We start from the raw sequence: 13,421 nt of genomic DNA, 5'->3' as shown, positions 1-13,421 counted from the left end.
ATGCTGTGCACCTGTACCGTCGCTGGTCCTGCTGGCAGTCTACGCGGCGGAGCGGACATTTCGGAGGGCCTGGGGCTTACCGGTTTTCGGCCGCCCGGCTGCCCGTTCCCAGTCCCCGGACCGCCTGCACCGACCGCACCACGGCCCGTGCCGCCATCGAGATCCCGGCCTCCGTGGCCGCACCGGTGAAGGACAGCCGCACCGCGGTCTGCGCCACCGCCGGCTCGATACCCATCGCCACCAGCACCGCCGAGGGCTCATCGGAGCCGGCTGCGCAGGCGGAGCCGCTGGAACAGACGACGCCGGCCCGTTCCAGTTCCAGCAGTACGGATTCACCGCTGGTGCCCGGGAAGCAGAAGGAGGCGTGCCCCGGCAGCCGCTCGGTGCGGTGACCGGTCAGCACCGCCTCCGGAACGCCGTCGAGCACCTGGCCGATCAGGAAGTTCCGCAGCCGCGTGGTCTGCTCCGCCGCGTCCTGCCGCTCGGCATCGGCCAGCCGCAGTGCCGTGGCCAGTCCCACCGCACCGGCCACATTCTCGGTACCGGAGCGCTTGCCGCGCTCCTGGCCGCCGCCGTGGACCAGCGGTTCGAGCGGAATGCGGCCGCGGACATAGAGCACGCCGATTCCCTTGGGAGCACCGATCTTGTGTCCGGAGATGCTCAGCGCATCGACCCCCAGGTCCTTGACTTTCAGCGGCAGCCAGCCCGCGGCCTGCACGGCGTCGGTGTGGAACGGCACCCCGGCCGCCGCGCAGAGGCCGGCGATCCGCGTGATGGGCTGGACCGTCCCCACTTCATTGTTGGCGTACATCACGGTGCACAGCGTCGTTTCCGCGGTCAGTGCGGCTTCCAGCGCGGCGAGGTCGACGACGCCGGCTCCGTCCACCGGGACCAGGCTGATCCGGAAGCCATGGAACCGTTCCAGGTAGTCCAGCGCTTCCAGCACAGCCGGATGCTCGACGGCACTGGAGACGATGTGCCGGCCCCGCGGCCTCGCCAGCGCCATGCCCTTGATGGCCAGGTTGTCCGCCTCGGTGCCGCCGGAGGTGAAGATGACTTCGCCCGGTCGGCAGCCCAGGACCTCGGCAACGGTGCGGTGCGCGTAGTCCAGCGCCCGCGCCGCGGCCTCCCCCACCGTGTGGTGGCTCGAAGGGTTGCCGAATTCGGAGGTCAGCAGCGGCCACATCACTTCCAGCACCTCCTGGCGCACGGGGGTGGTGGCGGCTGCGTCCAGGTAGATCATCCCTGCCGGTCCTGCGGCTCCGGTCCGGGCTCGACGGCGATATCCAGTCCCAGATCCAGCGCGTGGACGCTGTGGGTCAGGGCCCCGGAGGAAATAACGTCGACTCCGGTGCGGGCGATGTCCCCGACGGTGTCCAGGCGCACATTGCCGCTGGCCTCCACGATGGCCCTTCCGCCGACCAGTGCCACGCCCTCGGTCAGCTCCGCCAGCGTGAAATTGTCCAGCATGATGGTGTCCACGCCGGCGGCAAGGACCGGCTCGATCTGATCCAGCCGGTCCACCTCCACCTCGAAGTGGACGGTGTGCGGCAGGCGGGCCTTGGCCTCGCGCAGCGCCTCGGTCAGGTCCCTCGTGCCGTTGGCGGTCAGCAGGGCGAGGTGGTTGTCCTTGGCCATCACGGCGTCGGAAAGGCTGAAGCGGTGGTTGAAACCTCCGCCGCACCGGACGGCGAAGCGCTCCAGCACGCGCAGTCCCGGCGTCGTCTTGCGGGTGTCCACCACCCGCGCCTTGGTTCCGGCAACCGCAGCCACGAAGCCTGCTGTCTGCGTGGCGATGCCGCTCATCCGCTGCGTGAGGTTGAGCGCCACCCGCTCGGCGGTCAGCACCGCCCGCGCCGGGCCGGTCACCTCCGCAAGAACTGCACCGACGTCGAACCGCTGGCCGTCGTGCACCAGGAACCCGGTGGCGATGCGAGCGTCTGCCAGCCGCATGGCCGCCTCGAACACCTGCGTGCCGCTGAAGATCCCGGGCTCGCGGGCCACCAGCCGGGCAGTCGCGCGGGTCTCGGACGGGATCAGCGTCTGCGACGTGATGTCGCCCCACGGGGCGTCTTCGGCGAGCGCGGCGGCAACGATCCGGTCGACGGCGGACTGCTCCAGGGTGCCGGGGTCCGGCTGGGAGGGGGCCTCGGCGGTCTGCTGCCGGGTCCGTTCGCCGGCTAGGGGCGCGGAAAGGGTCATCGGGTCTCCTGGCTTCGAACGTACGCGCGGTGTGCGGCCCCGGCACGCTGTGGGTAATCGGATCGGTAGTGCGCGCCGAAGGACTCGATGCGCTGGCGGGCGGCGTGTACCAGCAACTGCGCGGTCAGCAGCAGGTTTCCGGTTTCGCGCTCCGCTATTCCCAAGCCGCCGGCTGCCTGCCATGTTGCCAGCTGCTTGGCGGCGACGGCCAGGCCGGCGTCCTCTCGGACAACCGCTGCATTGTCCGCCATCAGCCGCTGCAGCTGGGGACGCACCACCGGTTCAGCGGCTTCCCCGCGGTCCGCGCCGGCCGGCTCCGGAAGGCTCAGCGGCTGTGCGGTGAACGACGGCCACTTTTCCGGAGTGCCGCCGGCCAGCGCAGCCACCGCGCGGCCGGCGAAGACGAGTCCTTCAAGCAGTGAATTGGAGGCCAGCCGGTTGGCTCCGTGCACCCCGGTGCAGGCAACCTCGCCGACGGCGTACAGTCCGCGCAGGGACGTGCGGCCCCACAGATCGGTCTGCACACCACCCATCCAGTAGTGTGCCGCCGGCACCACCGGGAGCAGGTCCGTTTCCCAGTCGAACCCGAGCTCCCGGGTGCGCCGGGTCAGCATGGGGAACCGCCTGGCCAGGAAGCCTGTGCCGCGGGCCGCCGCCACACCGGTGGCGTCGAGATAGACGTGCCGGTCGCCGTCGTTGTTCTGCTTCAGGTGCTGGGCGATGCTGCGCGAGACCACGTCCCGCGGTGCCAGCTCTGCGTCCGGGTGGTAGCCGGGCATGAAGCGGTGGCCGTCCGCATCCCGCAGCACCGCGCCCTCGCCGCGGACCGCCTCCGAGATCATGAAATTGCCCGGTACGTCCAGGGCGGTGGGATGGAACTGGTAGAACTCGATGTCCTTGACCACCGCCCCCGCGCGCCAGGCGGCGGCAAAGCCGTCCGCGGTCGCGACCTCCGGATTGGTGTTGTGCTCGAACAGCTGCCCCGCCCCGCCGGTGGCAAGAACGACGGCGTCCGCCTCCACCGCACGCACGTCACCTGCGTGCGGCCCGCCGGCGGCAAGGATCTGCGCGCCGCAGACCGCGCCGCCGTCGGTCAGCAGCCCTGCGAGGAAGGTATGGTCCAGGATGTCGACGCCGGACGCCCGGACCGCGCGGACCAGTGCAGCGGCGACGCCGGCTCCAGTGGAATCCCCGTCCACGTGCAGGATCCGGTTCACCGCATGCGCCGCCTCCCGGCCGAAGGCGAACCCGCCGCCGGCGGCGCGGTCGAAGACCGCCCCTGCCTGGACCAGCCGTTCGATGTGGCCCGCCGCGTCCCGGCACAGCAGTTCCACCGCGGCCGGATCGTTGAAGCCGGCGCCTGCGGCGAGCGTGTCCGCCACATGGGAGGCCACGGTGTCCCCCGCGGGATTCGCGGGCAGAACAGCCGAGATCCCGCCCTGCGCGTACCAGGTGTTGCTCTCCTCCACGGCGCCCTTCGTGACCAGGGTGATGGACGCCGTCGGACATGCCGCCCTGGCCAGCAGCGCAGTGTACAGTCCGGCAATGCCGCTGCCGGCGACCAGGATCCGGCGGACGGGAGCCGCTGCCGTCACGGCTTGGCCGCCAGCATACGCTCCAGCGCGACCCGGGCCGGTGCGGCAACGGTGCCGGGGACCGTGATCCGGTTCAGCACCTCGCCCCCGCTGCCGTTGTGTCCGGCCAGGCCTTCCAGCACCCACGCCAGGTAGCCGGGGTGGATCCGGTACATCGTGGAGCAGGGGCAGATCACCGGATCCAGGCAGAAAATGGTGTGCTGCGGGTACTCCGCCGCCAGCCGGTTCACCAGGTTGATTTCGGTGCCGACGGCGAAGACCGTCGGCTCGGTTGCCGCGGCGATGGCCTTGCGGATGTAGTCGGTGGACCCTGACTCATCCGCCGCATCCACCACGGGCATCGGGCATTCGGGGTGGACGATCACGCGCACGCCCGGATACTCGGCGCGGGCCTGCTCGATCTGGCCGACGGTGAAGCGCTTGTGCACGGAGCAGAAACCGTGCCACAGGATCACCTTGGAATCCTGCAGGGTCTGCTCATCACTGCCACCCAGCGGCTTGCGCGGGTTCCACATCGGCATCTGCTCCAGCGGCACGCCCATGGCCTTGGCCGTGTTGCGGCCCAGGTGCTGGTCGGGAAAGAACAGGACCCGCTGGGCCCGTTCAAAGGCCCACTCGAGGACGGTAGCGGCATTGGAGGAGGTGCACACGATGCCGCCATTCTCGCCGCAGAAACCCTTCAGCGCTGCAGAGGAGTTCATGTACGTTACCGGCATGACCGGAATCTTTCCGTCGGCATCCGGTTCGGTACCGAACAGCTCTTCCAGCTGTTCCCAGCATTCTGTGACGGAGTCAATATCCGCCATGTCCGCCATGGAGCAGCCGGCGGCGAGGTTGGGCAGGATGACGGCCTGTTCGGGCCGGGACAGCAGATCCGCGGTTTCGGCCATGAAATGCACGCCGCAGAAGACGATGGCTTCGGCCTCTGGCTTTTCCTTGGCCGCACGGGCCAGCTGGAAGGAGTCGCCGACGAAGTCCGCATACTGGATGACCTCGTCGCGCTGGTAGAAGTGCCCCAGGATCACCACGCGCTCCCCCAGCGTCTTCTTGGCAGCCCGGATCCGGGCGTCCAGTTCCTCGTCGCTGGCCAGGCGGTATTCCTCCGGAAGCTGTCCCTGCCGCGGGGTGGCGGCCGGGGCGGTATCGGCCATCGAGGAGCCCGGCCCGTAGCTGGGAACCGCTGCGCCGTCGAACAGCCAGGGGGCCTTGGCCAGGTCCGGGGTGCAGGTGCCGGCGGCGGCCGGGCGGGCGGCTGCCTCTTCACGGGTGATGAGCTGGATGGTGGTGTTGACTGATGCCATGGTGCGGTGCTCCGTGGGTTGTGGGCGGGATGAAGTGTTCAGTTGGGGACCGGCGCCGTCTGGGGCGGTGGCCCCTGCGCCGCTGCGGATACCGGTTCCGGGCCCGGGCCGGACCGCTGCGCCGCGCTCCCGGTGTAGCGGTACAGCCGGGGCGGCCGGTGCCGGCCGCCCTGGAGGTATTCATCCGTGGCTTCGATGTCCGGCGTGGCGTTGAGCTGGCGGCGGAAGTTCGCCGGGTCCAACTGCTTGTCCAGGACCGCCTCGTACACCTCGCGCACCTGCGCAAGGGTGAAGGTTTCGCCGAGGAAGTAGTAGGCGATGGAGCTGTATTCCATCTTGTTCCGCAGCCGCCACAGCGCGTAGTCGACGATCTGGTTGTGGTCGAAGGCCAGCCGCTCGACCTGATCGGCGCGAAACCAGCGGACATTCTCCGATTCCTCTGCGAGGGCGGCTTCGTCCGGCTGGACCAGCGCCCAGTACACGATCGAAACCACCCGCTGGGTGGGCGACCGGTCCAGGCCACCGAAGGCGTACAGCTGCTCGAGGTACTTGGGTGCCAGCCCCGTGGTCTCGCGCAGATTGCGGGCGGCCGCGTCCTGGAGGGACTCCGCGTAGCTCAGCGGACCTCCCGGCAGTGCCCACATTCCCCGGTAGGGCTCGCGGATGCGCCGGACCAACGGCAGCCACAGCGTAGGCCGGCCGGACACCGCGCTGGGGCGCAGCGCAAAGATGACTGTGGAGATCGCCAGCGCCGGCGGCTGCGCGCGGCGCTCGGAAACATTGGCTGCGCTGTTGTACATGGCGGCCGGCTCCTTGAGGTCCAGGCTGCGGCCGCGCTGCGGCCGCTTCCGTGGTGGTCAGTTCGTGTCGGTTTGAGTAAAGGTCGAAGTGACTTTAAGTGATTGTAAACGTCCGGCGTGCGATAGCCAAATTCCTGCTGTACCCGGTTCACGCGGGCAGAGGTTCGCGCGGGCGGCTGCCGCCGGGGGCGCCGGCGGGTGATCTCTCCGGCCGCCGGGGCGGTCAGCCCCCGGTCCGGACCTTCGCCGCCGCATGAAGCAGCGGCAGCGTCCGGCCCTCGAAGTATGTGTTGAGGATGATCACCGACGATGTCCGCAGTACTGTATTGGTCGAAATAACGGCATCAATGACCCGCTGCAGATCCGAGTTGGAGCGGGCCACCACCTTGGCCAGCAGATCGCTTTCACCCGACACCGTGTGGACCTCGATAACCTCCGGAATCCCCGCCAGCTTCTGGGCCACTGCATCATGGCCGGCATCCTGGTTGATGGCCAGCGAGCAGAAAGCCATCACCGAATAGCCGAAAAGGGCAGGATCGATCCGCGGCCCCCAGCCGCTGATCACACCTTCGCGCTGCATCTTGTCCAGCCGCGCCTGCACCGTGGCCCGGGCAACCTTGAGCACGCGGGACGCCTCCAGGACGGACATCCTGGGCTCGCCCGCGAACAGGTCGACGATCTGTGCGTCCAGCTGGTCGATCGGCATGACTCGCATCCCTCCGCGGGCGGATAGTGAACCAGGGCGGCCATTGAACCACAGCGGAACTGCGCGCGCTGGTCAATGTGTCCAAGTATCACCCAATAATAGTCGGCAATCTGCGCAGACTGTCCAGCTTTATCCAAGGCAATTGCCTACTTTTCATCCTGTGACCGGGTGCACCACAGGGGCATTCCGGAGATTGGGTAGAGAATACTTTCATGCATACTGTCGAAGGCACCGATCCCCAGCTTTACGTCGAACTCCACGAGCCGGCGGCGGCCGCCGCCCCCGGCCCCCGCACGACCCGTCCGATCCTCCTGATCCACGGCTTTGCCTCCTCAACCCGGCTCAATTGGCAGGACTCGGGCTGGATTTCGGCCCTGACGGCCGCAGGTCGCCGCGTCATCACCGTGGATCTGCCCGGCCACGGCCGCAGCGCCACCCTGGCGGACCTGGACTCCTATACGCCCAGCCGGATCCGCGCGGACATCCTGCAGCTTGTCGCCGACGCCGGCGCGCGTCCCCTGAAAGAAGGAGATCCATCGAGCGGTCTGGATGTTATCGGCTACTCGCTGGGGGCCAGGCTCGCCTGGGAGTTCGGGGCCACCCAGCCCGAACTGGTGCATCGCATGGTCCTGGGCGGGGCCTCCGCGGTCGACCGCCTGGCGGCCTTCGACCTGGAAGCTGCACAGCAGCATCTCGCGGACGGTTCGCCGATTGCGGATCCGGTCACTGCCGACCTGCTGCGGACCGCCCTGTTGGTGCCAGGCAATGACACCTTCGCCTTGATGAGCCTTGTCCAGGCCGTGAAGGCCGAGCCGTTCCTGCCTGCGGAGGCTGTCCCCCACATGCCCATGCTCTTCATCGCCGGAGACGCTGATGAAGTTGCGCGCTCAATGGCGGATCTGGCGGCACTGAGCACGCAGTCCGAGATCGTGTGGATTCCCGGACGCAACCACATCAATGCCGTCACCGCCAGGGCCTTCAAAAAGGCAGCCATCGAATTCCTCGCCGTGGAGTGATGTGACGCATCAGTCGGGGTCAATCAAGCAGAATCAACGCGTCCCGCGGCGCCAAAGCGCACCTGCAAGGTAGGCTTATGCTTCATTGGACAGCCACCTTATTAACTACCGGAGGATCGTGGGATGGACGAGCTCCTCGGAGGCAGGTACCGCACCATCGAGTTGCTGGGCGCGGGACCGGCGGCCTCGGTCTACCGGGCTGTGGACGAGACACTTGGTCGGGACGTCGCGGTCAAAGTGTTCGCGCCCGCCAATGCCGGCGATGACGATTACCGCCGCCAGCAGACCGAAATCCTGCTCCTGGCCAGGCTGACCCATCCCTGCCTGGTGACCCTGCATGACGTGGGAATCCACCGGCAGGAATCCGGCGCCGCCAGCACTTATCTGGTCATGGAACTGGTCAAGGGATCGGACCTCCGCAAGGTGCTCGTGTCCGGCCCCATCGATCCGGTGTATGTTGCCGAAATCGGCGCCGACCTCGCGGACGCCCAGCATTACATCCACAATCACGGAGTAATCCACCGGGACGTCAAGCCGGCCAATATCCTTATGGCCAGCAGGGCGGGTGACGACACCCGCGTGCATCCGCTGCTGACGGACTTCGGCATTGCCAAGGTAATGAACACAACTTCAGTTACGGCCCACGGCGCCACCCTCGGGACCGCCAGCTACCTCAGCCCGGAACAGGCCCTGGGGGAACCGGTCGGGCCGCCGTCGGATGTCTACTCGCTCGGCCTGGTCCTGCTGGAATGCCTCACCGGAGAGAAGGCTTTCCCCGGTCCGGCGGTCGAGGCGGCTTTGGGCAGGCTGCTCCGGGACCCGGATATCCCCGAAGACCTCGGCGATGGCTGGGTCCGGCTGCTCCGCGCGATGACCGCGCGCACGCCTGAAGACCGCCCTTCGGCACACGAGGCGGCGCTGGCCTTGCGTGCCTGGTCCCAGGCTCCGGCGGCAACCGGCCTTCCGGCCCAACCTCCGCTGCCCGGACCCAGTGCCCTGAGCGGCGACCTGACCGGTGACCTGCACAGCGGCGAAGCCGTCCTCCGCATCACCGACGGCAGCACCGGTGAAACGACGACCGGGAAGGTCAGGATACCCACGCCGCCGGACCATGCTCCCCGCCACTGCTGAAGCGCAGCTGCCGAGGCGCAGCTTCGGCCGGGACGCACTACGCCTGGGCAGCCAGCCTCTCGGCATTCGCGGCCATACGTTCCAGCACGCTGACCGCGGAGGCGTACTCGTCGATACCGATGCCCATGGTCAGGTCCTGCCGGCTGTGCCGGATGATGTCCTCGGCGGTGGTGTGCTTGGCAGCGCCTTCTTCGGTGAGCGCCAGCAGACCCCCCGCGAAGGTCAGATGACCGCGGCGGACCAGTGCGGCCAGTTCACTTTCATGGGTGCCCTCGCCGGCCGTTGACCAGAATGGCCGCAACGCCTCATGGACAGCGGCCGGCGGCAGCGGTCCCTGGGCAAGCACGGCCAGCACCTGCCATTGCCTGCGGGTCAGATGCTCATGGGCAAGCACCAAGTCGAGGTAGTGCTCCAGCGCTTCATCCAAGCGCCGGGCCCAGTAACCGATGGGTCTCTGTTCCTGATCCATGACCGGTTCCTTAGCTGCCGCTAATCTGTATCAAGCAGTGTTTACTGTACCGCCGTGACCTAAACGGCGGCCAGTACCCGGCGAGCTCTGCCGTCGCCGAATCGTCGGCAGTATGCTGAATATACAGGCAACACTGGATTCACCACTTCATTTACCGCTTCACATCTTGAAGGTGATCAGACATGCCGCGCTGGCGCCTGGAGCCCGGGGCTGGTTATGCCAAGGGGTCAGGCAGAACCCATGATATCTATTCCGACCGCCACGATGCCGGGCAGAGGCTGGCGGAGCAGCTGGCAGAGTATGCAGGCAGACAGGACGTCATCGTACTGGGCCTCCCCCGCGGAGGGGTACCGGTGGCACAGGCAATTGCCGCCGCGCTGGATGCTCCGCTCGACATCGTCGCCGTACGCAAACTGGGGATTCCGGATCAGCCTGAGGTCGCCTTCGGCGCTGTCGCGGCCATCGCGGACAGCGTGGAAACCGTCTACAACCCCGAAATCCGCGCGGCGGCCGAATACAGCTACCGCGGCTCGACGGCACTGGACAAGGTCAAGGAGCGGGAGCTGGCCGAACTGGCCCGGCGCGCCACGGCCTACCGGTCCGGCCGCCCGCCGCTGGATCTGGCCGGGATGACCGCCATTCTTGTCGACGACGGACTGGCCACCGGGGCGACGATGCGGGCCGCCGTTACGGTCGTCCGCACTGCCGGCCCCGCCCGGGTGGTCGTTGCAGTCCCCGTCGGGTCGGTGGAGGCCTGCGGGGCGCTGAAGAGGCTGGCAGACGAGGTCATCTGTCCCTGGATTCCGCCGGACTTCCGGGCCGTGGGCCAGGCCTACATAGATTTCGACCAAGTCTCCGATGCCGAAGTCGAGGCCGTGCTGTCCGGGTCCAGCTGACTCGGTACAGCTGAACCGGCCCGAGATGAGAGGCCGGGCCAGCCTCCACTGGCCAACGTTCGTCAGGCCTACTGGTTCCGGTGGGCCTGACGAAGGCGCTGGTCCCTGACCGCCACCGCCAGCGTCAGCAGCATGACCAGGCCGATCACGGCGAAGCCGGCGGTGATTGCCGCGCTCCAGTCCGAGCCGGAAAGTACCGCGAACGCGAGTGCCGTGATCATGGCGATCCCCATTGAGGTGCCCAGTCGCTGGCCGGTCTGCACGATGCCCCCGGAACTGCCGGCGTAGTCCAGCGGCACCTCGGCCAGGGTCAGCGTCTGGTTGGGGCTGATCACCATGCCCTGGGCCATACCGACCAAGGAGAGCGTGGCCAGCAGCCACCAGACGCTCACCGCACCCGCCGCCTGCAGTTGGATGACCAGGATGGACAGGGCCACACCGCTCATGGCGCACAGGATGCCTGCGATGACGACCTTCCGGCCGTACTGCATCACCGCTCTGCCGGACCAGTGTGACGAAAAGACCGACAGGACCGCGCCGGGCAGACCGATCAGTCCGGCCTCCAGGGCGCTGTGCCCTAGCCCCGTCTGCATATACAACGCGATCAGGACCCAGATGCTGGTCATGCCCGTGAAGTAAACCGTACTGAGGATCGTGCCGTTGGTGAAGCTTGGAATGCGGAAAATCGCGAGGTCGACCATGGGGCTGCGGCCACGGCGCTTGTAGCGGTGCTCCCAGGCTATCCACACCGCTGCCAGTGCCAGCCCGGCGGGCAGCAGCAGCCAGAGCCAAGGCTCGGACCGGGCCTCCATGAATGGCAGCAGCAGCGCCATCACGGCCAGGCCCAGCAGCACGGCGCCCACCGGATCCAGGTCGCCGTTGCGGCGCGGCGGATCAGCCGGCGCAGCCGGGATAGCCGGGCCAGCCGGATCCGCAGCATGGTTGCGCAGCGGCCGGGGGAACCACAACAGCGCGAGCACGATCGCCAGGATGCCCACCGGCACATTGACGATGAAGGTCCACCGCCAGCCGTCCTGGACGCCGGCGAACTCGATCAGCACACCGCCAAGCAGCGGACCGATGGCCACGGACAGCCCGACGGTACTGCCGAACAGGCCGAAGGCTCTCCCCCGTTCGGCGCCGCGGAAGTACTCCTGGATCATCCCGACCGTCTGCGGATTCAGCAGGCCCGACCCTATCCCCTGCACGAACCGGGCGATATTCAGGCTCACCGGATCAGGGGCGAAGCCTGCGGCGATGGAGGCCAGCGTGAAGACCGCCACCCCGGCAAGGAACAGCGGTCCGCGTCCAAAAATATCCCCCGCCCGCCCAGCCGCGACCAGCACGATGCCGAAGGTCAGCGCGTACCCGGAGAGCACCCACTGGATGTCCGATTGGCTGGCACCCAAGCCCGACTGGATGGACGGCAGGGCAACATTGACGATGCTCACGCCGACCAGGGACATTAACAAGGTCACCAGCAACACCATCAGGATGCGCCAGCGCCTCGGATCCGGCACATGCTCCGGCTGGGGGTTTGCAGGTATGCTCACCCCTCCATTGTTACCCCACACCCTGGCGCCGGTGCCCCTGGAAAGCGTGGCTTTCCAGTACGACGGCGGGAGTCGGCACTGTGCCTTCCCGCCGTCGGACTGGTGCCGTCAGGCAGCTGCCTTGCCCCGGAGCCGAACGTCAGGCGCCGAACGTCAGGCGCCGAACGTCAGGCGCCGAACGTCAGGCGCCCGGGTGGGTCTTGACGAATTCCTCGTGCGCTTCCTCCACCCGGAGGTTGACGCCCTTTGTCTCCTTGACGATGCTGACCGCCGCGAAGGAGATGACGGACAGGACCATGATGTAGATGCCGATCGACGGGGACCACCCGGTCCGGTTCAGCAGCATCTGGGCGATCATGGGGGCGAAGGCACCGCCCAGGATTGCGCCCAGTGCGTAGCCGATGGAAACACCGGAGTAGCGCACGCGGGCCGGGAACATCTCCGCGTAGAGGGCGGACTGCGGACCGTAGGACAGGCCGAGGCCGAACGTCAGGATGAAGATCGAGACCGCGAACAGGACGATGTTGGCCGTGTCGATGAGCAGGAACATCGGAATGGACCACAGGAACACCCAGGCGTAGCCGATCTGGAAGGTTCGGATGCGTCCAAGCTTGTCCGAGAGGATACCGCCGAACATGGTGAAGATCAGCCAGCCAAAGGATCCCAGCGTCGTGGCCAGCAGCACCGAGGGACGGTCCATGCCCAGGCCGCCCTTGTCCGGAGCGCCGGCGGCGTAGGAGGCGAAAAAGGCGATGACCAGGTAGCCGGCCGCGTTGTTGGCAATGAAGATCAACGCGGTCAGGATTACTTCCTTCCAGTTGTGCTTGAACAACTGGCCCAGCGGAGCGCCGGATTCCTTTTTGCGCTGCTGGATCTCCTTGAAGACCGGGCTTTCATCGACGGAGCGGCGGATAAAGTAGCCGACCACGATCAGCAGCACGGAACTGATGAACGGAATGCGCCAGCCCCAGGCCAGGAAGGCTTCGTTGCTCATCGAGGAGGTGATCAGGAACATCACAAACGTCGCCAGGATCATGCCGATGGGGACGCCGATCTGCGGGTAGGCGCCGAAGAAGCCGCGCTTGTTCACCGGCGCATGCTCCACGGACATCAGGGCCGCGCCGCCCCATTCGCCGCCGGCGGAGAAGCCCTGCAGGATGCGCAGCACGATCAGCAGGATGGGCGCTGCGGCGCCGATCTGGGCATAGGTGGGCAGCAATCCGATCAGGGCGGTGGCCGCCCCCATCATGATGAGCGTGAAGACCAGCATCATCTTCCGGCCCAGCCGGTCCCCGAGGTGTCCGGCGACGATGGCTCCGAGCGGGCGGAAGAGGAAGCTGATACCAATGGAGGCCCAAGAGACAATCTGGGCCAGGGCGGCGTTCTCCTGGCCCAGCGGTGCGAAGTAGTGCGCGGCGAGGACCATCCCTGCGGCCTGGGCGTAGATGAAGAAGTCATACCACTCGATGGTGGTGCCGATCAAGGTGCCGGCCAGGACCTTGCGCTCTTCGCGGTTCATGCGCTGGCGCGCGGGAGCCGTAGCGGTTGAAGACGTCACAGAAACTCCATTGTTGCTAAGTGATCGATTTACCGACAGAACGGTCGGTAACGCTGAGAGTAAAGAGTACAGGACGGCTGTGATCCACACCACCCCCCGCGTTGACTCATAGAAAACCTCCGCGTAGCGGTATACGTTGCCTCATTTGAAATCCTCCGCCTGGCGGCGTGGTGGACCGGTGTTGGCGGCCGATG

12 protein-coding genes are annotated in these 13,421 nt (G+C 67.3%); 3 read left to right on the top strand and 9 right to left on the bottom strand.

Annotation, left to right across the window (positions count from 1 at the left end; genetic code table 11):
- Window positions 1-76 precede the first annotated feature (76 nt).
- The 6 genes from AC5RWU_RS08570 to AC5RWU_RS08545 form a co-directional block, all read right to left on the bottom strand.
- Window positions 77-1,243: a cysteine desulfurase family protein gene (locus AC5RWU_RS08570; RefSeq protein ID WP_494030537.1), complete on the bottom strand. Its 1,167-nt coding sequence runs from the start codon at window positions 1,241-1,243 to the stop codon at window positions 77-79.
- Complete coding sequence (gene nadC / locus AC5RWU_RS08565; RefSeq protein WP_494030536.1) at window positions 1,240-2,202, bottom strand: carboxylating nicotinate-nucleotide diphosphorylase; 963 nt, start codon at window positions 2,200-2,202, stop codon at window positions 1,240-1,242. The genes AC5RWU_RS08570 and nadC overlap by 4 nt, the downstream gene beginning before the upstream one ends.
- A complete protein-coding gene (gene nadB, locus AC5RWU_RS08560) occupies window positions 2,199-3,797 on the bottom strand; it encodes an L-aspartate oxidase (RefSeq protein ID WP_494030535.1) in 1,599 nt (532 codons plus the stop codon). The genes nadC and nadB overlap by 4 nt, the downstream gene beginning before the upstream one ends.
- Complete coding sequence (gene nadA / locus AC5RWU_RS08555; protein WP_494030534.1) at window positions 3,794-5,098, bottom strand: quinolinate synthase NadA; 1,305 nt, start codon at window positions 5,096-5,098, stop codon at window positions 3,794-3,796. The genes nadB and nadA overlap by 4 nt, the downstream gene beginning before the upstream one ends.
- Before the next feature lie 38 nt (window positions 5,099-5,136).
- A complete protein-coding gene (locus AC5RWU_RS08550) occupies window positions 5,137-5,898 on the bottom strand; it encodes an NUDIX hydrolase (RefSeq protein ID WP_494030533.1) in 762 nt (253 codons plus the stop codon).
- Window positions 5,899-6,121: 223 nt separating this feature from the next.
- Window positions 6,122-6,604 (bottom strand): Lrp/AsnC family transcriptional regulator, encoded by a 483-nt coding sequence (locus AC5RWU_RS08545; protein WP_494030532.1) that lies wholly within the window; start codon window positions 6,602-6,604, stop codon window positions 6,122-6,124.
- Window positions 6,605-6,816: 212 nt separating this feature from the next.
- Here AC5RWU_RS08545 and AC5RWU_RS08540 point away from each other — a divergent pair, with 212 nt between their 5' ends.
- Both AC5RWU_RS08540 and AC5RWU_RS08535 read left to right on the top strand, forming a co-directional pair.
- Window positions 6,817-7,620 carry an alpha/beta fold hydrolase gene (locus AC5RWU_RS08540; protein ID WP_494030531.1) on the top strand — a complete coding sequence of 268 codons (804 nt, stop codon included), beginning with the start codon at window positions 6,817-6,819 and terminating at the stop codon, window positions 7,618-7,620.
- 123 nt (window positions 7,621-7,743) lie between these two features.
- Entirely contained in the window at window positions 7,744-8,751 is a 1,008-nt protein-coding gene (locus tag AC5RWU_RS08535) for a serine/threonine-protein kinase (RefSeq protein WP_494030530.1), read from the top strand.
- A 37-nt stretch (window positions 8,752-8,788) separates the two neighbouring features.
- Here AC5RWU_RS08535 and AC5RWU_RS08530 read toward each other — a convergent pair whose 3' ends face one another.
- Complete coding sequence (locus AC5RWU_RS08530) at window positions 8,789-9,220, bottom strand: MarR family transcriptional regulator (RefSeq protein WP_494030529.1); 432 nt, start codon at window positions 9,218-9,220, stop codon at window positions 8,789-8,791.
- 182 nt (window positions 9,221-9,402) lie between these two features.
- Between AC5RWU_RS08530 and AC5RWU_RS08525 the strand changes: the two genes are divergently transcribed.
- Window positions 9,403-10,116, top strand: a complete 714-nt coding sequence (locus AC5RWU_RS08525) for a phosphoribosyltransferase (RefSeq protein ID WP_494030528.1) — start codon at window positions 9,403-9,405, stop codon at window positions 10,114-10,116.
- A gap of 68 nt (window positions 10,117-10,184) precedes the next feature.
- On the opposite strand, the gene AC5RWU_RS08520 is transcribed toward AC5RWU_RS08525, so the two are convergent.
- Window positions 10,185-11,669 carry an MFS transporter gene (locus tag AC5RWU_RS08520; RefSeq protein WP_494030527.1) on the bottom strand — a complete coding sequence of 495 codons (1,485 nt, stop codon included), beginning with the start codon at window positions 11,667-11,669 and terminating at the stop codon, window positions 10,185-10,187.
- Window positions 11,670-11,850: 181 nt separating this feature from the next.
- Window positions 11,851-13,188 (bottom strand): MFS transporter, encoded by a 1,338-nt coding sequence (locus AC5RWU_RS08515; protein ID WP_494030609.1) that lies wholly within the window; start codon window positions 13,186-13,188, stop codon window positions 11,851-11,853.
- Between the last annotated feature and the right edge of the window lie 233 nt (window positions 13,189-13,421).

The sequence above is a fragment of the Arthrobacter sp. B0427-1-12 genome, assembly GCF_059092905.1.
This window is presented reverse-complemented; position numbering and strand designations above follow the sequence as displayed.